25 protein-coding genes, 1 riboswitch and 1 other annotated feature are annotated in these 24,901 nt (G+C 42.9%); of the genes, 2 read left to right on the top strand and 23 right to left on the bottom strand.

The window, feature by feature from the left end; genetic code table 11:
* Positions 1-68: 68 nt before the first annotated feature.
* Genes aroB through A0765_RS08080 form a run of 4 tightly spaced genes read right to left on the bottom strand, consistent with a single transcriptional unit; the run spans position 69 to position 3,871 of the window.
* Positions 69-1,136, bottom strand: coding sequence for a 3-dehydroquinate synthase (gene aroB, locus A0765_RS08095; protein WP_062005888.1), 1,068 nt, complete (start codon positions 1,134-1,136; stop codon positions 69-71).
* Between the two features lie 53 nt (positions 1,137-1,189).
* Positions 1,190-2,044, bottom strand: coding sequence for a shikimate dehydrogenase (locus tag A0765_RS08090; RefSeq protein WP_062005886.1), 855 nt, complete (start codon positions 2,042-2,044; stop codon positions 1,190-1,192).
* On the bottom strand, positions 2,034-2,711 hold the full coding sequence (aroD, locus tag A0765_RS08085) for a type I 3-dehydroquinate dehydratase (protein WP_062005885.1): 678 nt from the start codon (positions 2,709-2,711) through the stop codon (positions 2,034-2,036). The genes A0765_RS08090 and aroD overlap by 11 nt, the downstream gene beginning before the upstream one ends.
* Positions 2,708-3,871 (bottom strand): class I SAM-dependent rRNA methyltransferase, encoded by a 1,164-nt coding sequence (locus A0765_RS08080; RefSeq protein ID WP_062005953.1) that lies wholly within the window; start codon positions 3,869-3,871, stop codon positions 2,708-2,710. Before A0765_RS08080 ends, aroD begins: the two co-directional genes overlap by 4 nt.
* Before the next feature lie 361 nt (positions 3,872-4,232).
* On the opposite strand from A0765_RS08080, the gene A0765_RS08075 reads away from it, so the two are divergent.
* Positions 4,233-6,434 carry an LTA synthase family protein gene (locus A0765_RS08075; protein ID WP_062005883.1) on the top strand — a complete coding sequence of 734 codons (2,202 nt, stop codon included), beginning with the start codon at positions 4,233-4,235 and terminating at the stop codon, positions 6,432-6,434.
* 133 nt (positions 6,435-6,567) lie between these two features.
* Here A0765_RS08075 and pulA read toward each other — a convergent pair whose 3' ends face one another.
* The 4 genes from pulA to A0765_RS08055 all read right to left on the bottom strand — a co-directional run bounded on the left by pulA (position 6,568) and on the right by A0765_RS08055 (position 12,424).
* Positions 6,568-8,865 carry a type I pullulanase gene (pulA, locus tag A0765_RS08070; protein ID WP_062005951.1) on the bottom strand — a complete coding sequence of 766 codons (2,298 nt, stop codon included), beginning with the start codon at positions 8,863-8,865 and terminating at the stop codon, positions 6,568-6,570.
* A gap of 14 nt (positions 8,866-8,879) precedes the next feature.
* Positions 8,880-9,839: a diacylglycerol kinase family lipid kinase gene (locus tag A0765_RS08065; RefSeq protein ID WP_048765144.1), complete on the bottom strand. Its 960-nt coding sequence runs from the start codon at positions 9,837-9,839 to the stop codon at positions 8,880-8,882.
* Between the two features lie 8 nt (positions 9,840-9,847).
* The gene (ligA, locus tag A0765_RS08060) at positions 9,848-11,806 is read right to left on the bottom strand and encodes an NAD-dependent DNA ligase LigA (protein ID WP_062005881.1); all 1,959 of its coding nucleotides are present in this window, start codon (positions 11,804-11,806) and stop codon (positions 9,848-9,850) included.
* Between the two features lie 102 nt (positions 11,807-11,908).
* Positions 11,909-12,424, bottom strand: a complete 516-nt coding sequence (locus A0765_RS08055; protein WP_062005880.1) for a QueT transporter family protein — start codon at positions 12,422-12,424, stop codon at positions 11,909-11,911.
* Positions 12,422-12,544, bottom strand: a riboswitch (PreQ1 riboswitch). It overlaps the preceding gene by 3 nt.
* A gap of 28 nt (positions 12,545-12,572) precedes the next feature.
* On the opposite strand from A0765_RS08055, the gene A0765_RS08050 reads away from it, so the two are divergent.
* Entirely contained in the window at positions 12,573-13,013 is a 441-nt protein-coding gene (locus A0765_RS08050) for a GtrA family protein (protein WP_062005949.1), read from the top strand.
* A gap of 70 nt (positions 13,014-13,083) precedes the next feature.
* Here A0765_RS08050 and A0765_RS08045 read toward each other — a convergent pair whose 3' ends face one another.
* The 15 genes from A0765_RS08045 to A0765_RS07975 form a co-directional block, all read right to left on the bottom strand.
* The gene (locus A0765_RS08045) at positions 13,084-13,791 is read right to left on the bottom strand and encodes a B3/B4 domain-containing protein (RefSeq protein ID WP_062005878.1); all 708 of its coding nucleotides are present in this window, start codon (positions 13,789-13,791) and stop codon (positions 13,084-13,086) included.
* An 8-nt stretch (positions 13,792-13,799) separates the two neighbouring features.
* Positions 13,800-14,249 (bottom strand): MarR family winged helix-turn-helix transcriptional regulator, encoded by a 450-nt coding sequence (locus A0765_RS08040; RefSeq protein WP_062005876.1) that lies wholly within the window; start codon positions 14,247-14,249, stop codon positions 13,800-13,802.
* Positions 14,250-14,332: 83 nt separating this feature from the next.
* Complete coding sequence (locus A0765_RS08035) at positions 14,333-15,181, bottom strand: hypothetical protein (protein ID WP_062005874.1); 849 nt, start codon at positions 15,179-15,181, stop codon at positions 14,333-14,335.
* A 10-nt stretch (positions 15,182-15,191) separates the two neighbouring features.
* A complete protein-coding gene (locus A0765_RS08030) occupies positions 15,192-16,112 on the bottom strand; it encodes a YihY/virulence factor BrkB family protein (RefSeq protein WP_062005872.1) in 921 nt (306 codons plus the stop codon).
* Between the two features lie 47 nt (positions 16,113-16,159).
* Positions 16,160-17,017 carry a methionyl aminopeptidase gene (locus tag A0765_RS08025; RefSeq protein WP_045499515.1) on the bottom strand — a complete coding sequence of 286 codons (858 nt, stop codon included), beginning with the start codon at positions 17,015-17,017 and terminating at the stop codon, positions 16,160-16,162.
* 14 nt (positions 17,018-17,031) lie between these two features.
* A complete protein-coding gene (gene spxR / locus A0765_RS08020; RefSeq protein WP_062005870.1) occupies positions 17,032-18,309 on the bottom strand; it encodes a CBS-HotDog domain-containing transcription factor SpxR in 1,278 nt (425 codons plus the stop codon).
* Positions 18,302-18,853 (bottom strand): GNAT family N-acetyltransferase, encoded by a 552-nt coding sequence (locus A0765_RS08015; RefSeq protein ID WP_062005868.1) that lies wholly within the window; start codon positions 18,851-18,853, stop codon positions 18,302-18,304. The genes spxR and A0765_RS08015 overlap by 8 nt, the downstream gene beginning before the upstream one ends.
* A 33-nt stretch (positions 18,854-18,886) precedes the next feature.
* A complete protein-coding gene (gene murA / locus A0765_RS08010; protein ID WP_062005866.1) occupies positions 18,887-20,146 on the bottom strand; it encodes a UDP-N-acetylglucosamine 1-carboxyvinyltransferase in 1,260 nt (419 codons plus the stop codon).
* Between the two features lie 103 nt (positions 20,147-20,249).
* Complete coding sequence (gene metK, locus A0765_RS08005; RefSeq protein ID WP_062005864.1) at positions 20,250-21,440, bottom strand: methionine adenosyltransferase; 1,191 nt, start codon at positions 21,438-21,440, stop codon at positions 20,250-20,252.
* Between the two features lie 385 nt (positions 21,441-21,825).
* Complete coding sequence (locus tag A0765_RS08000) at positions 21,826-22,293, bottom strand: deoxycytidylate deaminase (RefSeq protein ID WP_062005947.1); 468 nt, start codon at positions 22,291-22,293, stop codon at positions 21,826-21,828.
* Positions 22,294-22,395: 102 nt separating this feature from the next.
* On the bottom strand, positions 22,396-22,755 hold the full coding sequence (gene rplT, locus A0765_RS07995) for a 50S ribosomal protein L20 (RefSeq protein WP_005590588.1): 360 nt from the start codon (positions 22,753-22,755) through the stop codon (positions 22,396-22,398).
* Positions 22,756-22,801: 46 nt separating this feature from the next.
* On the bottom strand, positions 22,802-23,002 hold the full coding sequence (rpmI, locus tag A0765_RS07990) for a 50S ribosomal protein L35 (protein ID WP_015604488.1): 201 nt from the start codon (positions 23,000-23,002) through the stop codon (positions 22,802-22,804).
* A gap of 33 nt (positions 23,003-23,035) precedes the next feature.
* Positions 23,036-23,566, bottom strand: coding sequence for a translation initiation factor IF-3 (infC, locus tag A0765_RS07985; protein WP_015604487.1), 531 nt, complete (start codon positions 23,564-23,566; stop codon positions 23,036-23,038).
* 16 nt (positions 23,567-23,582) lie between these two features.
* Positions 23,583-23,713: a sequence feature (ribosomal protein L20 leader region), on the bottom strand.
* A gap of 26 nt (positions 23,714-23,739) precedes the next feature.
* The gene (gene cmk, locus A0765_RS07980; protein ID WP_062005862.1) at positions 23,740-24,417 is read right to left on the bottom strand and encodes a (d)CMP kinase; all 678 of its coding nucleotides are present in this window, start codon (positions 24,415-24,417) and stop codon (positions 23,740-23,742) included.
* A 9-nt stretch (positions 24,418-24,426) separates the two neighbouring features.
* A complete protein-coding gene (locus A0765_RS07975; protein ID WP_048765175.1) occupies positions 24,427-24,885 on the bottom strand; it encodes an SAG1386/EF1546 family surface-associated protein in 459 nt (152 codons plus the stop codon).
* Positions 24,886-24,901: the final 16 nt, after the last annotated feature.

Genomic DNA, 24,901 nt, shown 5'->3' with positions numbered 1-24,901 from the left:
TGGAAAGATATGGACAACCTGTCTATTTTTATCCAAACTGTCCAATCGTCTTAAACTCCATCTGGCACTTATTTCTTTAGAAATTCTTTCATCTCTTCCAGCGGAATCTGGTGAATGCTAGCCGAACCCAGCTCAGGCACCAGTACTAGTTTGATAGAATTCCCTCGAGCCTTCTTATCATGGGTCAGGGCCTGATAAAGAGCATTCTCATTCCAAGGCTGATAATCCACCGGCAAGCCAAACTTCTGACACATACGGATGATGTCTTCTGTAATCCCAGCTGGCATGAGACCTTTCTTTTCAGCGACTCGAGAAATTTGTACCATGCCAATCGCCACCGCTTCACCATGCATGACTTTTCCATAGCCCGCTGTCGCTTCAATAGCGTGCCCAATAGTATGGCCGAAATTCAGATAGAGGCGGACGCCATTATCCAGCTCGTCCTCGACCACAATCTTACGCTTGACATCGCAGGAATGGTAGATGATGCTCTCCGCATGCTCCAAAATCGACTCTGGACTGCCATCCATTTCTGACAGCTCATCCCAGAGTTCCTTATCCTCAATCAAGCCGTACTTGACGACCTCGCCCATGCCTTCGATCAGTTCCCGCTGGCCCAAGGTCTGCAAGACTTCTGGGTCAATCAGAACTCCGTCAGGCTGGGTAAAAGTCCCGACCATATTCTTGGCCCAAGGCGTATTGACACCTGTCTTACCACCGATAGAGGAGTCCACTTGGGCTGTCAGACTGGTCGGAATCTGAACGAAATGAATACCCCGCATATAGGTCGAAGCAACAAATCCTGCCAAATCACCGACAACACCACCACCCAAGGCTACAATGCCATCACTACGGGTCAAACCAACTTTGACCAAGAATTCATAGGCCTTGTTGACAGTCTTTAAGTTCTTGCTGGCTTCGCCCTCCAAAAAGTCAAAGACAAAAGTCTCAAACCCAGCCGCTGCCAAGCTCAGCTTGACCTTTTCCGCATAGAGTCGAGCCACTCGATTGTCCGTGATGATGACCACTTTCTGAGGCTGCCAAAGCTGACTCAGCCAGTTTCCAGCCTGAGATAAGGCTCCTTTTTCGATGGTAATATCATAGGGATGATGGGGGAGATTTACATTCAATTTCATAAGTGCCTCCTTGTTTTTCCTGCTCCAACCATAAATGAGCTGAATAAGATTGACTATTTATACAGAGCTTCTAGCTGCTGCCAAATTTCCTGACAAGGCATGGGTTGTCCTGTCCAAAGCTCAAAAGCTTCTGCGGCCTGATAAAGCAACATACCCAGACCATTCACTGCCACTACCTTCCGACTTCGAGCCCACTTTAAAAAAGGTGTTTCAAAAGGTTTATAAATCACATCCGCGACTAAAATCTGGCTAGGTAACTGAATACCTTCTGCTAATGGTAAAGTCTCGCCATCCATACCCACACTTGTTCCATTGACCAGAAGGTCTGATTGGTTAATTTTCTCCTGCAAGGTAGCTAAGTCTTCTAAGTTAAAAACATGAATCCTACTCTTAGTCTGGCGGCTGATAACTGCCATCTTGCTGACGGTCTTATCATAGGATGCCTGCCGAGTAAAGACAAAGATTTCTTCTGCCTGATCCAAAGCAGCTTGAGCGATAATAGCTGTCGCAGCTCCTCCAGCACCTAAAATGGTCATTTTTTTGCCCTGAATAGCAAAAGACGGCAAGCTCTTAAAAAATCCCTTGCCATCCGTATTATATCCTATCAATGTACCATTTTTATTCACCACTGTATTCACAGCCCCGATAAGACGAGCACTGGGAGTCAATTCATCAAGATATTGGATGACTTCCTGCTTGTAGGGCATTGACAAATTTATCCCAAACATATTATACCTTCGGATATTAGCAACGGTCGCTTCTAAATCCTCTGCTTCAATTTCCAAAGCAAGGTAGACACCATTGACAGCAGTCTTCTCAAAGGCAGTATTATGAATAAATGGTGAAATGCTGTGCTTAATCGGCTTAGCAACCACTGCAGCTAGACGAGTATGGCCATCAATTTTCATTTAAAATCTCCCGAACAACCTTCATGTTTGCGAGGGAAACCTGACCTGGTGCACTCGGCTGTTCAACGCTGGCAAAAGACCAGCTCGAACCTGTCAAATCTGCAGCTAAGCGAGAAATCTTTCCGACTTTCCCCATAGAAATCGTCACATACTCTTGTTCAGGATTCAAAATCTTAAATCCACGAGTGTAGTTCATCAGATCCAAGACATCCTGCTCATTGTGCGCCATGACAGAAATTTTGACCACTTTTGGTGCCAAACTTGTCAATTCTGACAAAATTTCCATCATGTTTTCAGGCGTTTCCTCAAAATTATGATAACTGAGAACTAAATTAGGAAACTCGAGCATTTCTTCAAATTTATCTTTATGCGAATAGTATTCAAAATCAACATAGTCTGGCGAATAAAAATTGGCTACTTCTTTGATAAGAGCAACATATTCATCATCTGACAGATCAATTTCGCCACCTTCTTCGCGACTTCGCAGCGTGAAGAGCAATTCACGGCCAGCAAATTTCTCGAAAATAGCAGGAGCAACGTTGAGAATGCTCTCTTTCGGCAAAAAGTCCGCGCGCCATTCGATAATGTCAGCATCATCATAACGACTCACATCAATTGCTTTAGCCTCTTCTAAACTTCTGGGCATGATTGAAACGACTAATTTCATTTGTCCACCTTAATTGTAAATACCTTGAGGTAGTTACTATTCTCATCTTTCTTATTGTATACAAAGTCTGCTGGTAGGCCATATTCCGCTAGATAGCGGTGAGGGACTCCTGCAAATCCTTTTTCAATTTCTTTTTTAAACTTACTTTTAGAAACATTAGCTGCGTTGGTCGAAAGAATCAATGTTCCTTTTGGACTCAAGATTTCCAAGGCCTGAGCCACCAAACGATGGTAATCTTTCGCAACAGAGAAAGTCTGTTTCTTATTGCGAGCAAAGCTCGGCGGATCTAGGACAATCACATCATACTTTAATTCATGACGCTTGGCGTATTTGAAATAATCAAAAACATCCATGACCACAAAACTATGCGGCTCTAAATCCAAACTATTGGCTTCAAAATGCGCTTGGGAAAGCTCGCGGCTACGTTTAGCCAAATCCACCGAAGTTGTTTGACTGGCACCGCCCATGGCAGCTGCCACCGAGAAAGCCGCTGTATAAGAAAACATATTGAGCAGACTTTTTCCGCTAGCTAAGCCGTCAACCAGACTGCCCCGCACCTCATGCTGGTCCAGAAAAATCCCAGTCATCAGGCCATCATTCATGAAGACTTGATAGCGCACGCCATTTTCCAAAACCGTAAAATAGGCTGGTGCTTCTGCTCCGTAGAGATGGGCAGACTCATAGTCCAAGCCCTTGAAGCGAATCTTCTCGTAAGCTCCAGTGACCTCAGGAAAGACCTGCTGGAAAGCAGCCACTATCTGGTCCTTGATTGAAAAAACAAAGGAATTGTACCAAGAGAAAACGGCATAGTTCTCGTAGATGTCAACCGTAAAACCGCCAAAACCGTCACCTTCTTGGTTAAATAGACGATAGGCTGTCGTATCCTCCGCATGACGGTAATAGAAACGCTTGTCTTTAGCTTTTTCAAACAAATGCTGAAAGAAAGCTGAGTTCAGCTCTACCTTAGCATAGGAAATCAGCCAGCCAAGTCCCTTATTTTGTAAGGAGAGATAAGCCGTTCCCAAGAACTTCCCCTGCTGACTATGCAATTCCACACATTGGTCGGTGAATGAAAGAGTTGGAAAATCATTCTTATCTAGAACTAAAATTCCCTTTCTCAACTTTTCCTCTGTCTGCTTATTAACAGTAAGTTTCTTCATAAGCATTATTATACCAAATATTGTGAAAATTCTCAAAGCATATTTATTATTTTCACATAATACTTGTTTTAGTAGAAGAAATTTTCAACATTTTATATATTAAATATTTATTTTATCAGGCGGACTTTCAAGCAAGCTTCCATACTCTTACTTTCCACTATCTATCATGAAGCAAAGCCTGTTTAATTTTAGATATTCTTGCGAACAATCCTGAAGCTAGGAAATGATTGCCCTTATTAAATTACTTTACAAATAAAATAAACTAAGCACTAAATCACCTCAATTTTTCCTCAACTTGAAAAATTGTGATATACTTAGAAGAAGAGAATTTTTAGGAAATAAGACAAGGAAGTATCTTTCTGTGAAAAAAATAACCAAGAATTTACTCAATTTTATGAGTACAAGGCTCGGTTTCGTCTTGAGCTTGCTCACGATTTATTGGTTAAAAACCATGTGGGCTTATACCGTTGATTTTAATTTAGATATTCAAGGAGCCTATCAAATTTTTCTGGCTCTGATTAACCCTTTCCCAATTGGACTTTTACTGATTGGACTCGCTCTTTATATCAAGCCGACCAAGCTTTTTTATTGTGTCAGCACGGCTATCTACATCATGCTCTTTGTCTGGTTGATCTCAAACTCCATCTACTACCGTGAGTTTACCGACTTTGTGACAGTCAATACCATGTTGGCCTCCAGTAAGGTGTCTGCAGGCCTCGGGGCAGCAGCCATGGAGCTCTTCCGCCCTTGGGATGCTATCTATATCATTGATTTTCCAATTCTGGGCTGGCTTTTTTATAAAAAGTATATCCGCTTGGATCATCGTAGGTTTAATTTCCGCGCCAGCTTTGCCGTGACATCTCTGTCAGCGATGCTCTTTTCGGCCAATCTTTTCCTAGCAGAAATTGATCGTCCTGAGCTCCTGACACGCGGATTTTCAAATTACTATGTCGTTCGTGCCCTTGGTCTTCCTGCCTTCCTCGGCTACAGCGCTAATCAAACCTATGCTGCTAATAAAGAGCGTTCCAAAGCCTCTGCCAAGGATCTAGAACCCGTTCAACAATATATCCAATCCCACTATGCTGAGCCAAACTCTGAATACTACGGCATTGCCAAAGGCCGTAATGTTATCTATGTCCATCTAGAGAGCTTCCAGCAGTTTCTGATTGATTATAAACTGCAGATGGAGGGCAAGGAATACGAGGTTACGCCTTTCCTCAACTCCCTTTACCACTCCAACTCAACTTTGGCTTTTTCAAATATCTTTAATCAGGTCAAGGCTGGAAAGACTTCTGATGCTGAGACCATGATTGAAACAGGTCTCTTTGGTCTCAATCAAGGCTCCTTCATGGTAAACTATGGCGGTACTAATACCCAACAAGCAGCACCTTTTATCCTATCAAAAAATGGAGACTACACATCTGCTGTTTTCCATGGAAATACAGGTAGCTTCTGGAACCGCAACACAGCCTACAAGCAATGGGGTTATAATTATTTCTTCGATGCGTCTTACTTTACCAAGCAAGATGAGACCAACTCCTTCCAGTATGGCTTGAACGATAAAATTATGTTCAAAGATTCCATCAAGTATCTGGAACATTTGCAGCAGCCTTTCTATGCCAAATACATCACCGTCTCTAATCACTATCCTTATACGACCAGCCTGATTGGCGATGAGATTGGTTTCCCACTGGCAGATACCAAAGACGAAACCATCAATGGCTACTTTGCAACAGCGAACTACCTCGACTCAGCTGTCAAAGCCTTCTTTGACTACCTAAAAGAAGCTGGACTCTATGAAAATTCAATCATCGTCCTTTACGGTGACCACTATGGAATTTCCAATTCCCGTAATCCAGCTTTGGCACCTTTGATCAATAAAAATTCTGAGACATGGTCTAGTTACGACAACGCCATGTTGCAGAGAGTGCCATACATGGTCGTGATACCTGGAATGGAAAAGGGAAAAATCATCGATACCTTTGGCGGACAAATCGATATGCTGCCAACCTTGGAGCATTTATTGGGGATTGACTCCAAAAATTACCTTCAAGTCGGGCAAGACCTCCTCTCACCTCAGCACCAGCAAATCGTGGCTTTCCGATCAACCAATAACTTTGTAACACCAAAATACACAAGTTATAGCGGCCGCATTTACAACACACAAACTGGTGAGGAGATCACTCTGCCAGACGAGTCAACAACAGCTGAACTAGAAGCTATCCGAACAGCCGCAAATACACAGCTGAAAATGAGCGATGCTATTCAGACAGGGGACCTATTCCGCTTTTATACGGGCAATAATCTAGGAAAAGTCAATCCTGATGATTACAACTATATCAACTCTTTGAAAGCCCTCAAGGCCATTGAGAAAGAAAAGGGTGATCAATCGACTAGCCTTTATTCCAAACGTGGCGGTGTATCTTCTGTGGATCTCTTTAATTCACCAAGTTATCGAGCACTTCACCCAGAACAATTTCACTCTAGTACTAGCAGCGAAGAGGGAACTAGCGGAGAGTCCTCCAGCTCTTCTAGCTCCTCCAGTTCAAGTGCCAGTCCCTAATCTATAAGGCTACTCAACTCTTCCTAAAACATTGAAAAATGTTTTGGGGAGAGTTTTTATTTTTGAAGCACAAAAAAAGATTGAAAACGTGAGCCACAAAGCCGTCTTCAATCTTTTCTTATTTTTATTCATATTATGCAATCACTTCAAAAACGGAAGCGGTCAGATTCTCCACATAGAAGGGTCTCTTATGACGACTATTTCCGACCAACAAACGTAGGTGATCCGCATTCTCAAGGTAATAGGGCAAGCCACTTGCATTAAAAATGATTTCATAATGTTTTTCATCTTTAATCTCAAAAATGACGATACCACTGCCAGCAAAGGCTTCTCTTACAAAGACATGTTTGTAAATCTCTTCATAGGTTTGATAAGAAAATTCCTTCTGACTTGTCTTTAAGCGAATGATTTGCTTGATATAGTCAATACTCTCCTGATGTTGGCTAATCAATTCCCAATTCACTTGGTTGACAGCATCGGGAGCATTGTAGCTATTCATTGCTCTGTCACGGTCGCTAGGAAGGACTTGGCCCTCTTCGCCTGTTCCTATTAGTTTCGTGCGAGAAAATTCTTGGCCCAATTCCATAAATGCCATACCCTGCATAAGCAAGTTCATAGCTGTCGCCAGCTCAATTCTTTTGGTCCGAGTGACCTCATCATCATCTGGGTGCAAGTCAACCAGCAAGTCATGCAGATTGAAATTATCATGCGCCTCCACATAATTAAGAACTTGGCTTGGTGTCAAATAGGAGCCTAACTCACTGCTACCCAAAATAGCCTTTGCTATAATATCCTCAGTCGCTTGTCCGCTCACATAACCAGCTTTCAGACCACCGTAGACTTCAGCACCCTTTATCGCATCGCGCTGGGTATCATTGAAAAAGCCAATTCGCGGCAGTTGATAAGCATTGTCTTTCTTAGCCTTGTTCTCTGGCATCAGGCCTGTCCCCATATCCCAACCTTCACCATAAAGCAAAATCCGTGGATCAATTTTATCCATTTCTTCTCGGATGATATTCATGGTGGTGACATCATGGATTCCCATCAAATCAAAACGGAAGCCATCCACATTGAATTCTTCTACCCAATAGCGAAGTGAATCAATCATGAATTTGCGGAACATTTCATGCTCACTGGCCGTCTCGCTGCCAACTCCGGTACCGTTTTGGAAAGAACCGTTGGGATTCATCCGGTAGTAATAATCGGGAACCGTTGACTGAAAGGCTGAATCAAAGGTGGAATAAATATGATTGTAAACCACATCTAAGGTCACAGAAATCCCTGCATCATGATAAGCCTGAATCATAGTTTTCAAATCTCGGATGGCCTGACCCGGATCATCTGGATTAGAAGAAAAACTGGTTTCTGGTGCATTGTAGTTCTGCGGATCATAGCCCCAGTTATAAGTAACTTGGCCATTTTCGTCATAGTCCTTGTGTCGGTCAGAAACCGGCTGGAGCTGCACGACATTGATACCTAGATTGCGAATATAATCAAAAGTAGTCTGGTCTCCCTGACTATTTCTAGTGCCGCTTTGACAAGCCCCTAAAAAAGTCCCTCGCAAATGCTCTGCGACCCCTGAACTAGGCGATTTGCTAATATCTCGGATATGCATCTCATAGATGACCGCCTGATTTGGGTTATCTAAACGCCAAGTTGCCTCCTTGCCTTGACATACCTTAAAACCAGCAACAGTCTTGTCCTGTTCGGAAACAATAGCTGAACGCTTGCCATCTGGACTGGTAGCGATTGTATAAGGATCGCGCGTCAAAAAATGCTGGTTCTCAAAATGAACATGATACTGGTAGGCCTTACCAGCTAAATCTTCTGGCACTTCCACCGACCAAACTCCGATTGTATTTTTAGCATGATCGTGCGAGTAAATCTCTCCCTTTTCCATAGGGAATTCTTTATAAACAGCTGCTTGATTATCCGAAGTTTCATAGACTAGCAATTCAACTTTTTTGGCTGTCGGAGCCCAAACTTTAAACTCATTCACTTGCCCCCGCAGACGATGCCCAAGCCAACCTTGGTAGCCCCAGCATTCATCAAAATAATCCGACCGCATGGCCACATCGAAATTATGAGGACGTCGCCGCGAATATTGGTGGCTCGTCGTCGCCGCTTGCAAGGAATAGTAGACCTGATGATCTCCTTCAATCAACCAAACCTCTGTGGGCAAATGAACTGGCAATAAGTCAATGTGATAATCGCAAGATTGGCTGGACCAGTCTGAACGCTTGACAATCACATGAGCCTGACTAAGAGGCTCCCAACTTTCAAAAGATAGTTCTCCCTGAATACCAAAATAATCTAGTTTAGAAAAAGGTGCTTCTTTTCCCCACTGATCCGTCTGCCACTGCCACAAATCATAAGAAAAGTAATCTCCCTTAGGATTGTGGTAATGGACAATGACCTTATAGTCTAGCATTTTCATTTATCTCTTCATTCTAATTTTTCTAAGGAAAGAGCGCTCTCATCGATTTCATCTATATTGGCGAAAAACTCCAGATGATTGTGCAAAACTTCTAATTCTACTGGTGTATCTCCTCCGTACTCACCGTCCAGATTCAACATAAAGGGTGCTTTTTTATCCAATACTTCTAGCTTCAATTTGCTGGTTTTCAGATATTCAACATTAGCATCCGTCACATGTTGGCCACCATTAATTGCCTGTATGATGAGACTAAGCATATCAAACAACTTAGCCGTTTTTACAAGGATCAAGGTGAAATTTCCATCGTCCAGTTTGGTATCTGGCGCTAGTTTTTCAAAGCCTCCGATAGAATTAGTCAAGGCTGCAAAGATAAGCGAAATCTTGCCCTCAAAAACACCATGGTCATGCTCAATCCGTACCTTACGGGATTTGGAGCGCGGCAGCATTTTGGCTCCTTCGGCTACATAAGCCAGATAGCCTAGACGGGTCTTGACTTCACTAGGGACACTGTAAGTCAGCTCTGTCAGAGTGCCCGCCGCCGCAATGTTGATAAAGTATTTGCTGCCGTAAGCCCGACCGATATCCATCTGAATCGTCTGATTTTTCTCGATAATCCGAGCTGCAGCTACTGGATCTCCCATGGGAATTTTCAGAGCACGCGCATAATCATTTGTTGTACCAGTTGGGATGAAAGCCAGCTTGGGGCGCACATCTAAGCCTGCAACCCCGTTCACTACTTCATTGATAGTCCCATCTCCACCAGCTGCTATAACTAAATCAAAACCTGCTCTTGCTGCTCTTTCAGCTTCTCGCTGAGCAGAGAAAGGCTCTGGAGTCGTCTGGTAGGCACTAGTCTCATAGCCAACATCTTCCAAGACATCCAAGACTTCGGCAATATTTTTTTTGATAATTTCCTGCCCAGAAGTTGGGTTATAAATCAATCTTGCTTTTTTTATTTTGTTTTCCATACTCAGCCTCACAAGCTATCTAGCCAGTCCTCGTCTCGAATCTCGATCCCAAGTTCTTGAGCTTTGGTTAATTTGCTGCCGGCATCGGTACCTGCCACTACCAAATCTGTCTTTTTAGACACACTTCCAGCGACATTTGCACCCAAGCTCAGCAACTTTTCTTTAGCTTGATTCCGTGTTAATTTTTGTAATTTTCCGGTCAATACGACTGTTTTGCCAGCGAGAGCAGCATCCGCTGCCACTTTCTCCCCTAGATAGTCTAGGTTGACGCCAGCTTCTTGCAATTCCTGCAGGAGAAGCTGACTGCCTTCCTGCTCAAAGTAAGAATGCAGACTCTGAGCGATAACTGTCCCCAAACTGTCAATAGAAGAAATTTCCTCTTGACTAGCCTGAGACAGCTTAGGAATATCGTGGAATTTCTCCATCAAAATCCGACTAGCCTTGCTTCCCACGTGACGGATTCCCAGACCAAAGAGCAATTTCTCCGCTGAGTTTTCCTTAGAAGCTTGAATGGCATTATACAATTTATTCGCTGATTTTTCCTTAAAGCCGTCCAAGGTCAGCAAATCTTCTACAGAAAGTCGGTAAATTCCAGCCACATCCTTGACCAAGGCCTTATCAAAGACCTTTTCGACTACTGCTGGACCAAGGCCAGTAATATTCATGGCATCTCGGCTGGCAAAGTGAATCAAGCCTTCCTTGATCTGGGCTGGGCAGAGGGGATTGATGCAGCGCAGAGCCACTTCGTCCTCAAAATGCACCAGCTCACTCTCACAGCTCGGACAGTGACTTGGTATTTCCAAAGGCTCTTCTGAAATGCGCTTGGACTCCACCACGCGCAAGACAGCAGGAATAATATCCCCCGCCTTATAGACGATAACGGTGTCTTTCTGACGAATATCCTTCTCTGCAATATAGTCCACATTGTGCAAAGTTGCTCGGCTGACAGTCGTTCCCGCTAGCTGAACTGGTGTCAAGTTCGCCGTTGGAGTCACAACTCCCGTCCGACCGACTGTCCAGTCAACAGACAGAAGCTGGGCTTCCTTTTCCTCAGCTGGAAACTTATAAGCGATGGCCCACTTAGGTGCCTTGACCGTAAAGCCAAGTTCTTCTTGCACCGCCAGGTCATTGACCTTGATGACAATACCGTCGATCTCATAAGGCAGACTGTCCCGCTCTTTGGCAATCTTTTCGATAAACTCCCAAACGGCATCAATCGAATCCGCTAGAAAATGAATCGGATTAACTGAGAAGTCCAAAGAAGCTAGCTTGTTCAAAACTGCTTCTTGGCTGCCGGCCTCAGTCGGACTGGCTTCTTGGTAAAGGAAGGTTGCTAGGTTGCGCTTGGCCACAACTGCTGTGTCCAACTGCCGCAAGGTTCCTGCTGCCGCATTGCGGGGATTGGCAAACTCAGGCTCGCCATTCTCCTGCCGCAGCTGATTAACCGCATCAAAGGAAGCCTTGGGCATGTAGCACTCTCCGCGTACCGTAATGTCCAGCGGCTCTTTCAAAGTCAGTGGAATATCCTTGACTCGCTTGAGATTCTCAGTGATGTTTTCTCCAACAGAGCCATCTCCCCGAGTCGCCCCTGCTACCAAGATTCCCTTTTCATAGGTCAGGGAAATAGAAAGTCCATCAATCTTGAGCTCACAAATATAGGAAACCTGAGGAAATTCCTTGCGAATCCGCTGGTCAAAGGCTAGTAATTCTTCACGTGAAAAAGCATCCTGCAAACTAAAGAGAGGATACTGGTGTGGATATTTTTCAAATCCTTCTAAAATCTTCCCACCCACCCGATGCGTTGGGCTATCAGGTAGGATATCAGTTGGGTACTTTTCTTCTAACTCCACTAACTCACGATAGAGTCTGTCATACTCGCTGTCTGATACACTTGGCCTATCTGCCGTATAATACTCATGAGCGTATCGATTGAGCAATTTGACTAATTCTGACATTCTTTCTTTCATACTTCTATTTTATCACAAATACACAAAATCTTCCTCTATTTGTCCCGAATTCTTCCTAAAAAAGAGGACAGAAAAAGAGCGGAAATACCGCTCTCTGCTGTCTTATTTTGTCAAATCAATCCTTTTAGCAATCTGGTTAATAAGGATAGCTCCAACAATCAAGGAAGCAAATTCTCCAATAGCCGTTGTGAACCAAGTCAGGAAGAATGGCAAGCCCTGTAAGAAATACAACTCTGCCGCAATCGTCACCATCGAAATAGAAAAGAAAATGGCAAAATAGAAGTGATCCAAACGAAGTAAATCTTTAATCAGGTATTGATTCTTATAGCGGCTGAAGAGGTAGACACCTAATGATAGGAAGACTAAAGTTGACCAACCGCCGACAAAGACGTCAATGATTCCAAAGCTATATAGATTGGCAATCATACAGCCGATGGTCACTCCCAGGATGTATTTACGATTGTAAAAGGCCATAAAGTTCATCATTTCAGAAATTCTGAACTGGTAAGCACCATAGCTTATAGCATTTAAAGGGGGCGTAATCGTAAGGGCCACATAAATAGCAGCAACAATGGCAATCTGAACCAAATCACGGACTGATAAGTTTTCTTGTTTCATGTTTTCTCCTTTAGCGCATGAGCGCGTGTAATATGCTTGGCGAAAGAAGTTAAGCGCCAAGGGTTGCGTCAGACGGGAAAATCATCTCCCAAAAATCGACAACTTCACTAGTATAGCATAAATCCTAGAAATGTGATAGACTATGCTTATGAAAACTTTGATTAAAAAATTCTTTGACAATGAGGTTCTGTCCTATCTTTTCTTTGGTGTGGCAACCACTCTTGTATCCGTTGTCAGTCGGATGCTCTGCTATGAACTGACAGGAAACGAACTACTGGCTACGATAATCGGTGATATTCTGGGCATTCTCTTTGCCTTTGTGACCAACGATACTATCGTTTTCAAGCAGAAAAGACAGGGCTGGCCAGTTCGATTGGTCAAATTTTTCACTGCCCGACTGGCTACTATGGCCTTGAACTTGCTGCTAACCTTTATCTTTGTCACTAGCTTCCCGCAGATTATTGGTCAATTCGTCCACAACGATATTAAGATGGTCAACACCATTGAAACCTTGATAGCTCAAGTGCTGATTATCGTTCTCAACTATGTCTTCAGCAAAATTTTTGTCTTTAAAAACAAGGCAAAATAAGATGGCTCGGCTTATTTCTCCTATAAAAACAAATCTGGACCAGATATTTCTGATCCAGATGTTTTTATTTTTAGACTTCCAAGCTTGGATTATCAAGAGTCAGATGGGTGATTTCACCCTTAACACCAAAATAATCCTCAATCAGAGTCTGGAGTTCAGTCATAGCTGCTTGAGCACGCGCCGCCTGCTCTCCATTGATGGCTTCGATAACCAAGATGGCATCCTTGGTCTCTTCTGTCAACATGGTTCGCTGCGCTTCTCTCCAGTTAAGGCAACGGCAGACCGCTCCCTCATCATCATAGTAGATGATTTCTTCCGGTAAAGCTGGTGCATCAGTCTCAGCTCCTAATGGAAAGAATGCTTCACCACCCTTGGCCTTTCCCAGATAAAGGCCGCCGACAATCTTGTCCAAATCCTCACCGCCACAAGGAACAGCATAAGAAAGGGAAACACTATTATAAATATCTACCAAAGGATTGATGGGGTTGAATTCCCGTCCTTGACTGACCCGCTTGAGCAGGGCTTCGATAGAGGAACGCGCTCCTTTTTTAGTCTTGAATTGGCTGAAAGCCTGTCGCCACTCCTGAATGACATTATTCTGAGTGAAGTTCTCATCTGGAATAAAGTCTGCTGCTCGCTTTGCGCCCTTATCCAGCAGGGATTTGAAATAAGGATCCTTACTTTCATCCACTCTATTATCCAGTCCCTTGACCACTAAAACACTAATCTGAGCTTCTGGAAACAAAGTCCAAAATTCATTTTCAACTGTAATTTTCATGCTTCACCTCAATAATTTCTTTTCTGGCCTTTTTTGACTAGCTCCCAGTCCTTGGTAATGTTCTCTCGGACGCGAACTAGCAACTTTTCTAACTCTTTTCGCTCGTTTTCTGAAAATTTTTCCAACGAAACCTGCTCCGAATATTCGTTTTCCGCTAAGATAAGAGGATAGAGGGCCGCCCCCTTTTCGGTAACAAACCATTCCTTGTTCTTGCGGTTATTGGCAGCTGGCCGCTGTTCCAGTAAACCCTTGCTTTCTAGCTTTTTGACTGAACGAGCCACCGTCGAGCGATCTACCTTGAGCAAATCCGACAGCTCCTCCTGAATGATTCCAGGATTCTCCGCAATCCGCACTAGATAGAGATATTGCCCCCGCGCCAAATCTATGTCACGAAACTCAATATTAGCGATAGAGTCCAAAGCCCGAGCAATGATTCCAATCTCACGTAAAATTGACATACTTCCTCCTTCTGAAGATAGTATAACAGATTTTTATTGCAAATGCAATAAAAATATTTATCTTTGAAAATTTCCATGAAGAACTAAACTTCCTGATCCAACGACTCTTTGTATCTTTTCGATTCTTTCCCATACCAGTCTTCTATGGAGTAGTCAGATAACTGGCGGTAATCTTCCAAATATTTTTTGAGATAGTAGCCTTGAAAATTGTTCACACTTAAAACATACAGAAAGTAAAGGAAGGGGACAAATATTATTGGATTAATGGCTACAAAAATTGAACGAAAGGTACCATTTTGCTGAATAAGATCCGAGTTTGGGAAAAAGATACGGAAAATAACTATTAGAAATAGGATAAGCCCTCCGTACCTTTTTGCAAATACAACAAAACGATCGAGAAAATCCGCTCCTCTATTTGAGTAAGTAGACTCTTGATACAAAATTTCGAGCGTGTTCTTCTGAAAATTTTGAAATAGTCTAATAAAGTACAGAATAAAAGCAACCGTATATAATGCGCCAGATAAAATCATTCCTATTATCGTTCCTGCTCCAGCTATACCTATTACTAGACATTGCAAAAGAAGAAGAAAAGTCATAAAACCAGCCCATTTATTAAAGTAATAATAGGATAGTATTGACTGATTTTTTATTTTGGTTAGATCAATTAAATAGCCAGCAAACCCCACAAATCCCAATCCAAAAAAAGCACCATTTATGAGGCTTACTTTCATAAATAAAAACTGCAAATTTTGAGAATCAACCCAAATACTAAAAAGAAAGATTAGAAATAGGATAAATTGTATTGTAACAAATCCTAAAAGCTTTCCCTCATAACCTTTTTCATTGAAATCCTCAAATGAAGTTTTGATATACTGATCTGTCACTAAATTCATACTTTCCTCTAACGAGGCATTAAAAATTGTTTGTTTCATATTTCACCTATTATACATCTGTATCCTTACCCGCTTTTCCTTCTTCATCAAATCTCAGAATAAGCTCACCACTACGGCTTTCAAAGTGCGATACGAAACGACTTTGGATGCTTGCATTGAGGACAGCACCGACGATTAGCACCTTGGCAATCAAGATAAACCAAAACATGATAATCACAACCACCACTGAGCCGACAAAACGCACATCTAAAAAGCGATCCAGGTAAGCTTCAATATAAACAGTAAAAAGGTTCATGAGGCTATAAATGATAGCAAGAACCAAGGTCGCACCTGGTAGGACATAGCGGATTTTGGGAATCTTCACATTAGGTAAAGAAAAATAAAGCAGAATCAGCGAGAGAAAGAGCATCAGATAAATCGTAGGCTCTGTCATTGTCAGCAACTGCTGGTAGAGGCCACGGTCAAACTGCCAGAAATTATAAAGAATCCCAACCAGCATTCGACCAAATAGGGTCAAAACGAGCGACAAGCCTAGTAGGACTTGCAAACCTAGACTCATGATAAAAGCAAAGATCCGCTCCCAGATAAGCCCCCGCCCTTGCTTCGTACCATAGCATTTATTAAAAGCCTTTTGCAAAAAAGTCATGCTCTGGGAAAAAGTCCACAGGGCAGACAGGATAGAAATACTCAGCAAACCTGTCGAAGGCTTGGTCAGCACATCTCGGACAACCTTGGCGATCGTCATATACAATGACTCTGGCAGTATGTCTTTCAGCGCAACCAAGAGCTCATCTGGACGAATTTGAAAATAGGGCAGAATATTTGCCGCAATCAATAGCAAGGGAAAAATCGAAATCAGAAAATAATAGGCCACAGCAATGCTGGTAATATCTGCCTCCGACGCCTGATAAAAATGGAAAAAAGCTCTGAGAAATTCATTTTCTCTTATCTTTTTGATGAATCCTGTCACATCTCTCTCCTATTCAAAAAGACTGGGACAAGCCCAGCCCTCTATACTTAATAAGTCCCTTCTTCGCCCTGGCTGGTTAGAATCACAGGACCATCTTTGGTAATGACAAATTGATGCTCATATTGGCAAGAAAGACCGCCATCTAGGGTTTTATGCGCCCAACCGGTCTCAAAGTCCGTGTCAATTTCCCATGTACCTGTATTGATCATTGGCTCGACAGTCAGAACCATTCCCTCCCGTAGGCGCAGGCCACGTCCCGCACGGCCATAATGCGGCACCATTGGCTCCTCATGCATGGTTGGGCCAACCCCGTGACCAACCAAATCACGAACCACTCCATAGCCATGACTTTCAGCATATTCTTGAATGGCTGCACCTATGTCTCCAATGCGATTGCCAACTTGTGCGGCTGCAATTCCTCGGTATAGACATTCCTTAGTCACATCCATGAGCTGCTGCGCTTCTGGACTAATCTGTCCAACAGCATAAGCCCAGCAAGAGTCTGCGACACCACCACGGAAGCTTTCTGTATATTGCTTCATCTGCTCTACGTTGTTAAAGTCCAGCTTAGATACATCCAGCTCAGCCTTGTCGACTAAGCCAACAACCATGTCCACACAGATGATATCGCCTTCTACCAATTTTTGATGGCGAGGAAAGGCATGGGCTACCTCATCATTGAGAGAACAACAAGTCGCATAAGGATAATCCATGATACTGCCCTCTACGCCAATCTGAAGGGGCAAGGCATTAGCTTCTTTACAGCGCTTGCGGACATATTCTTCAATGTCCCACATGTCAATACCTGGCTTGATCAAATCTCTCAAGCCGATATGAACAGAAGCTAAGAAATCTCCGCTCTTGTCCATTAAATCAATCTCACGTTGTGATTTTATAGTAATCATTATTAACCTCTTTATTAAGTAATTTTTACAGTAATCGTTGCTTTGGCAACGATGAGCGAATCTAAGTAGATATCATAGTCAATCACTGCTGTCCGCCGCGTCTGATGAATAATACGTGGCCGAATCTGCAGGACATCATCAATCTGAACAGCCTGAAAGAAATGAATCATCATCTGATCAACGATTAAGCTCTGGCTATTCGTCGTCATCAACTGCTGCGTAATCCGAGTGATAATTTCCGTCAGGACGCCATTAGCCAAGACTCTATTTTGCTCCAGCATGAAAGGCTCGACAGTAAATGAAAAAATATCCTCTTGGCGATGAAGCTTCTGGCCCACCTGCTCACTGAAGGTCGGCAAACTAGAAATCTGAGAGCGACTCATTTTCTCCATAATATCCCGACGAGTAATCACCCCAAGGAGAGTCTGATTGGCACGCACTACCGGAATCATCTCAAAATCCTCTGCAATCATGCGCTGACTGATATTGGCAATATTTGCTGAAAGACCAGTCATGAAGATTTTCCGGGTCATAACCTTATCCAAGGTAGTCAAAGGAGATTTATCTCCCGCATCCCGCATCGTCACGACACCAACCAGCATTTGATGCTGATTAACGACTGGAAAACGACTAGTGCGGTTACGACGAACCAAGTCTAGATAGTTACGAACGGTATCTGTATCATGCAAGAAACCATATTCGTGACTAGCCCTATAAACCTGTTCTACTGTCAAAATATCAGTTTTAATCTGGATATTGGACAGGGCGCGGTTAATCATGGTCGCCACGGTATAGGTATCGTGCTTGGTTCTTAGGACGGGAATTTCAATACGATTGGCCAATTTTAAAACCTCTGGGTCAACTTCAAATCCTCCCGTTACTAGCACGGCATTCTCATTCTCAAGAGCCAAGATCTGAATCTGCGTCCGATCCCCGACAATAAGTAGGCCGCCTTCGTTTAAGTAACGTAGGATATTTTGCTCGGTCATAGCTCCGATGGAGAACTTGTTAAATTCTTTTTCCAGTCCCTTTTCGCCGGCAAGCACCTCTGATCCAGTAATATCAGCAATTTCCTTGTAAGTCAGGTGCTCTAAAACAACCTTTTTAGACTTCACTCGGATAGTCCCACTTCTGGGTCTGGTTTCGACAATTCCTCTATTTTCAGCTTCCTTGATCGCTCGGTAGGCAGTTCCGTCGCTGACCCCCAAGTAATTTGAAATACTCCGAACACTGACTCGCTTGCCAATTGGAAGATTTTCAAGATAAGCCAAAATTTCCTGGTGTTTACTCATTGAAATCTCCTTTTTCGTAACGATATTCGGTGTAATCTCTCATCTTTCTCGTATAGCGGTCGCTCCCCTTAAACTGACGGAAGAGCTTAAAACCAGCTTTCAGTGCAACTCTCTGACTAGCAATATTCTCTTCATGCGTGATGATTGTTAGACGCTTAAAGTCGAATTTCGTAAAGGAAAGAAAAACCAATTCACGGACAACTTCAGTCATCAAGCCCTGTCCCCAGTAGTCTTTTCTCAAAAAATATCCTAGTTCAGCTTCTTTTTTTATTTCGTCCATTTTTTCAAATTTAATGGAACCAATCATTTCATTCGTTTCTTTATCACAAATTGCCCAGATTCCCAAAGGATCTTTCATAAAATAATTGGCGATGACATATTCACTTTCCTGCAAGCTACTTTCAGTCGGAAAAATAAACTCGGTATTATCCGGATTGGAAGCAATTTTATAAAGGGATTCTGCATCTCCAAAAAGAATCGGGCGTAAAAACGAATGCTCCGTTTCAATAAAAGAAAAAGCTGCTAACTGTGTCCACAAATTCATAGGCTTCCCCTATAAAAAATAAGCGATGAACGCTTATTCTTCGATGAGCTGGATGTCCGCACCCAGACTTCTTAATTTTTCAATAATATTGGAATAACCGCGTAAAATAAATTCAATATTGGTAATCTCTGTTCGGCCTTGAGCCATCAGACCAGCAATCACCAAGGCTGCACCCGCACGCAAATCCGTTGCTTTCACAGAAGCACCTTGCAGCTGATTTGGTCCTTCATAGACGATCTGATTGCTAGCAGTCGAAATTTTACCAGTCATCTTTGCTAACTCAGCGACATGATTAACCCGTTTCTCATAGATGGTATCAACGATTTTTCCATGGCCATGAGCTGTCAGCAAAAGCGGAGTGATTGGCTGCTGCAAATCCGTAGCAAAGCCAGGATAAGGCGAAGTCTTGATGTTAATAGCTTTTAATTCCTTCTGCCCTTCTACAAAGATGCTGTCTTCTGAAATGGTCATGCGCACACCCATTTCCTCTAGCTTAGCAATGAAACTTTCCAAATGTTCATAAAGAACATTATTGATCTGGACACCTTGTCCAATTGCTGCCGCCAAAGAAATATAGGTCCCAGCCTCAATCCGATCCGGAATCACTTGATGGCGCGTTCCATGAAGGCTGTCTACACCTTCAATTATGATAATGTCAGTCCCAGCCCCACGAATATGAGCTCCCATATTGTTAAGTAGCGTAGCTACATCGATGATTTCTGGCTCACGCGCCGCATTTTCAATCACCGTACGCCCCTCAGCCTTGACTGCTGCCAACATCGTATTAATCGTAGCACCGACACTAACGGTATCCATGTAAATACTAGCTCCAGCCAAGCGTTTGCCACCCGTTGACAATTTCATATAATTGCCTTCCATGGTCATGTGAGCGCCCATCGCTTCAAAAGCCTTGAGATGGAGATCAATCGGACGAGGACCAAGGTCACAGCCTCCAGGAAGCCCAACTGTCGCTTCTCCAAAGCGGCCTAGCAAACTTCCATAAAAATAATAAGAAGCCCGTAGACTATTGATTTTACCAGATGGCATCGGCATATTCTTGATGTTTCTAGGATCAACCTCCAAGCAATCGCCAGACCGCTTGACAGTCGCTCCCATGATTTCCATGATTTCGATGAGGCTATCAACATCCGAAATCGCCGGTACACCATCTAAAGTAACAACATTATCAGCTAAAATAATAGCTGGGATAAGGGCCACAACACTATTTTTGGCACCATTAATAGTCACCTCTCCTTTTAAAGGGCGACCACCATTAATTACAATTTTTTTCATGTTTTAAAATTTAGCTCTTTCACGGTATTGCTCTTTATTATATCATAGTTCTGTCTATTTTCCTAGACAAAAAAGCCCTCAGTTTAAACTGAGAGCTACTATTTTATTGCAAAGCTGCTTGGAGCGCAGCTACCTTGTCTGTGCGTTCCCAAGGAAGATCGATGTCTGTCCGACCCATATGGCCATAAGCAGCTGTTTGGCGATAGATTGGGCGTTTCAAATCCAACATTTGGATAATACCTGCCGGACGCAAATCAAAGATTTGGCGGACAGCATTCTGAAGTCTGCTTTCAGAAACTACGCCTGTTCCAAAAGTATCAATGCGGACTGAAACGGGCTGAGCAACCCCAATGGCATAGGCCAACTGCACTTCTACTTTTTTAGCCAAACCAGCAGCTACGATATTTTTAGCGATATAACGAGCCGCGTAAGACGCAGAGCGATCGACCTTAGTTGCATCCTTACCAGAGAAGGCACCACCGCCGTGGCGAGAATAGCCACCATAGGTATCCACAATAATCTTACGTCCTGTCAAGCCAGAGTCCCCTTGCGGGCCACCGATAACAAAGCGGCCAGTAGGATTGATAAAGACCTTGGTCTGACCATCCAAATATTCGCTTGGAATCACTTGAGCAATGACCTTTTGGATAACATCCTGATGAATCTGTTCATTGCTGACTTCAGGATCATGCTGGGTAGAAATAACTACCGTATCTACACGAATTGGGCGATCATTTTCATCGTATTCGACCGTAACCTGAGACTTGGCATCTGGTCGCAGATAAGATAATTCACCTGATTTGCGCAGTTCTGCCAAACGACGCACCAGTTTGTGACTGAGAGAAATAGGCAATGGCATGAGCTCTGGTGTTTCATCCACAGCAAAGCCAAACATGAGACCTTGGTCACCAGCCCCAATCAAATCCAGCGGATCCTTTTGAGCATTTCCACGAACCTCAAATGCTTCATTGACCCCTTGAGCAATATCTGGCGACTGCTCCACCAAAGATGGATGGACGCCTACTGTTTCTGCAGAAAAGCCATACTCTGTATTGGTGTAGCCAATCTCTGCAATGGTATCACGAACCACCCGATTGATATCTACATAGGCAGTAGTCGAAATTTCTCCAAAAACATGGACGGAGCCTGTATAAACAGCAGTTTCAGCTGCAACATGAGCCTCTGGATCCTGAGCTAAAATAGCATCCAAAATAGCATCGGAAATTTGGTCTGCAATCTTATCGGGATGTCCCTCCGATACAGATTCAGACGTGAAAAGTTTACGTTCTGACATAGAAATGTCCCCCCTTAAAAAATATTAAACAAGTAAACAAACTCCAAAATGATTGCAAATCATCTCGCCCACGAGTTACGACGCGAAAGAAATAAAAACGATATTTTTTTATTCCTGTAGCTAGTAAGGCGCATAGGGTGACCGCAATATAGCGGCAACCGTTGAATGACGAGTGACTTTGGAGCCGTCATTGTTTGCGAGTTACAAAGTACTGATAGAAGTTTCCTACCATCTTATCGGGACTATATAACCTATCCATTATATCATGATTTTTAGAATTATGCTGAACCATTTTCAAAAGAAAAGTTATAGTTCAAAACTATAACTTTATCATTTAGATTTATTCTACTCAAGTGGATTATTAGTGCTAAACATTTCAAACAAACTATACCAACTCTGTCTGAGCAATGGCTTCTTTCACATCTTCCAGTGGCAAATGCACCAGTTCCACTTCTTTCTCCCTGTAAAGATACTGAGCATAGTCATCTATCCGATATTGGTTGATGTAAACCACCCGCTTGCAGCCGACTTGAAGCAGTTGCTTGGTACAGTTGAGACAAGGGAAATGAGTCACATAAGCCGTAAATCCCTTAGGAACGCCCCGCTCCGCTCCCTGCAAGATAGCATTGACCTCTGCATGCAAGGTCCGAACGCAGTGACCATCAATAACCAAACACTCATGATCAATACAGTGTTCCGTTCCTGAAACAGAGCCATTGTAGCCGGTCGATATGACTTTATTATCCTTGACTAAGACCGCTCCGACCTTGGCGCGCTTACAGGTCGAACGATTGGCAATCAAAAGTGCCTGTGCTGCAAAGTATTCATCCCAAGCTAGCCGATTTGACATCATCATTCAGTCCTCCATCCATTCTCACTATATTATACTAAAACACTTAGCGATTGTCATCCTGAAAAGAAAAAAGTTGAAACGATGTTTCAACTTTTTGTATTCTTATTTAGCAAGTTTAGCCTTAGCTGCATCTGCAAGAGCTGTGAAAGCTGCTGCATCATTAACAGCCAAATCAGCAAGCATTTTACGGTTCACTTCGATCTCAGCCAATTTCAAACCATGCATCAATTGTGAGTATGAAAGTCCGTTCAAACGAGCTGCCGCATTGATACGAGTGATCCACAATTTGCGGAAGTCACGTTTTTTCTGACGACGGTCACGGTATGCATAGTAGTAAGAGTTCATTACTTGCTCTTTTGCAGTACGGAACAAGATGTGTTTTGCTCCATAGTAACCTTTAGCTAATTTTAAAATACGTTTACGACGTTTGCGTGATACAACGCCACCTTTAACACGTGCCATGTTTTATTTCCTCCAAATATTTCCTAGATAATTGTTACAAAATCTCTTATTTAAGACCTGTAAGCATTGCTTTGATACGTTTGAAATCTCCTGCAGAAACCATTGATGCTTTACGAAGATGACGACGTTGTTTCTTAGTTTTTCCGTGGAAACGGTGAGAAGTGTAAGCACGGAAACGCTTCAAGCCACCAGAACCTGTACGTTTGAAACGTTTAGCTGATGCGCGGTGTGTTTTTTGTTTTGGCATGATAAAATCTCCTTTTTCTAACTTTTTGACAGTTTATTTTTTGTCACTAATCGGTGCCATTTGCATGAACATTTGACGTCCATCCATCTTAGGCTTTTGCTCAATGATTGCAACATCTTGAGTCGCTTCAGCAAAGTCTGCCAAGACCTTAGCCCCGATTTCTTTGTGGGTAATCATCCGGCCTTTAAAGCGAATGGATACCTTAACTTTATTTCCTTTTTCAAGGAACTTGCGTGCGTTACGAAGTTTTGTATCAAAGTCCCCTTTATCAATGGTAGGACTGAGACGTACTTCTTTCACAGTGACAACGCTTTGTTTTTTACGTTGTTCTTTCTGCTTTTTCTGGTACTCAAACTTGAACTTGCCATAGTCCATAATTTTCGCAACAGGTGGTTTAGCTTGTGGCTGAATCAGGACTAAATCAACATTCGCTTCATCCGCAAGAGATTGCGCTTCGCTAAGCGGTTTAATACCTAATTGTTCGCCGTCAAGACCGATCAACCGAACTTCACGCACACGAATTTCATCATTGATGAATAAGTCTTGTTTTGCTATGGTTTTCACCTCTTTTTTTATTTTTCGAGAAAAACAAGTGCGGACCTGCTAACGCAAACCCGCACTACATGATAGTATTTCATTACTGAAACTGAATCCTGTAGAGCCAGACAACGTTAGTCGCAAGGCGAGAAGTTCTCACTTCTGCTTTTCTCAACTCCACTATCATATCAAGTTTCTTTTTATTTGTCAATAATTTTTTTTGCTTTTTCTTCAATAAATTTGACAACTTCTGCAATTCCAATACCTGTCGTATCAAAATGAATGGAGTCAGCCGCTGGTTTCAAAGGTGATACTTCACGATGACTATCCTTGTAGTCCCGCTCCGCTATTTCCTTTTTGAGAGTTTCCAAATCAGCTGGAATCCCCTTTTCGAGATTCTCTTTGTAGCGGCGTTCTGCTCTTTCGTCAACTGAAGCAACTAGAAAAATTTTCAATTCTGCATCTGGTAAGACGACTGTTCCAATATCTCGTCCATCCATAACGATACCGCCTTGTGCGGCAATCAACTGCTGGAGGGTCACTAATTTTTCCCGAACCTGTGGAACAGCAGCAACCCAAGAAACATTGTTGGTCACTTCATTTTCTCGAATCGGATGAGTGACATCAACATCTCCTACAAACACTAGCTGCTCACCATTTTCAGAACGACCAAAACTAATCGAATAAGTCTCGAGCAAGGCTACAATCTCATCTACATCATTTTCAGTCAAATGATTTTGTAAAGCTAGGTAAGTGGCTGCACGGTACATGGCACCCGTATCCAAATAGGTATAATTAAAATCTTTGGCAATAATCTTTGCAACGGTGGATTTTCCACTGGAAGCAGGTCCATCAATCGCAATCTGAATCTGTTTCATAACCCGCTCCTACTGAATCTTAACAATATCACCTGGATTGGCATACCAAGAACCAGTGGACATGTGCGATGGATTTAGCTGCTCTAATTTTGCAATAGAGATACCTGCACGCGCTGCAATCGCAGCTTCTCCTTCACCAGGCTGAACAGTCAAAGTACCTTCTGAAGACTGAGTTGGCTTTTCTTCTGATTCACTTGGTTGCTCTGATGGAGCTGGTTGTTCCGCACTGCTACTTGAAGATGCAGCTGCATTAGAAGTACCATAAAATCCATCCATAACGGTCTTTTTATTACTTCCACCAGTAGAGAGGTAGGCGAAAAATAGTGCCATAGCAATGACCATCACTAGAAAAATAGCTGCTAATATGGTCAGCCAGCGATCAACTTTACTCGCCTGACTTTTCTTTCTGCGATTCAATTTCTCTGCTCCATTATCATATACATCTGCTTCCCATGGTTCTTTTTCCATGACTTCCTCCTTGAGT

Source organism: Streptococcus cristatus, from assembly GCF_001588905.1.
Lineage (GTDB): Bacteria > Bacillota > Bacilli > Lactobacillales > Streptococcaceae > Streptococcus > Streptococcus cristatus_N.
Note: the sequence above shows the minus strand (reverse complement) of the source record. Positions and strands in the feature narration are given on the sequence as shown.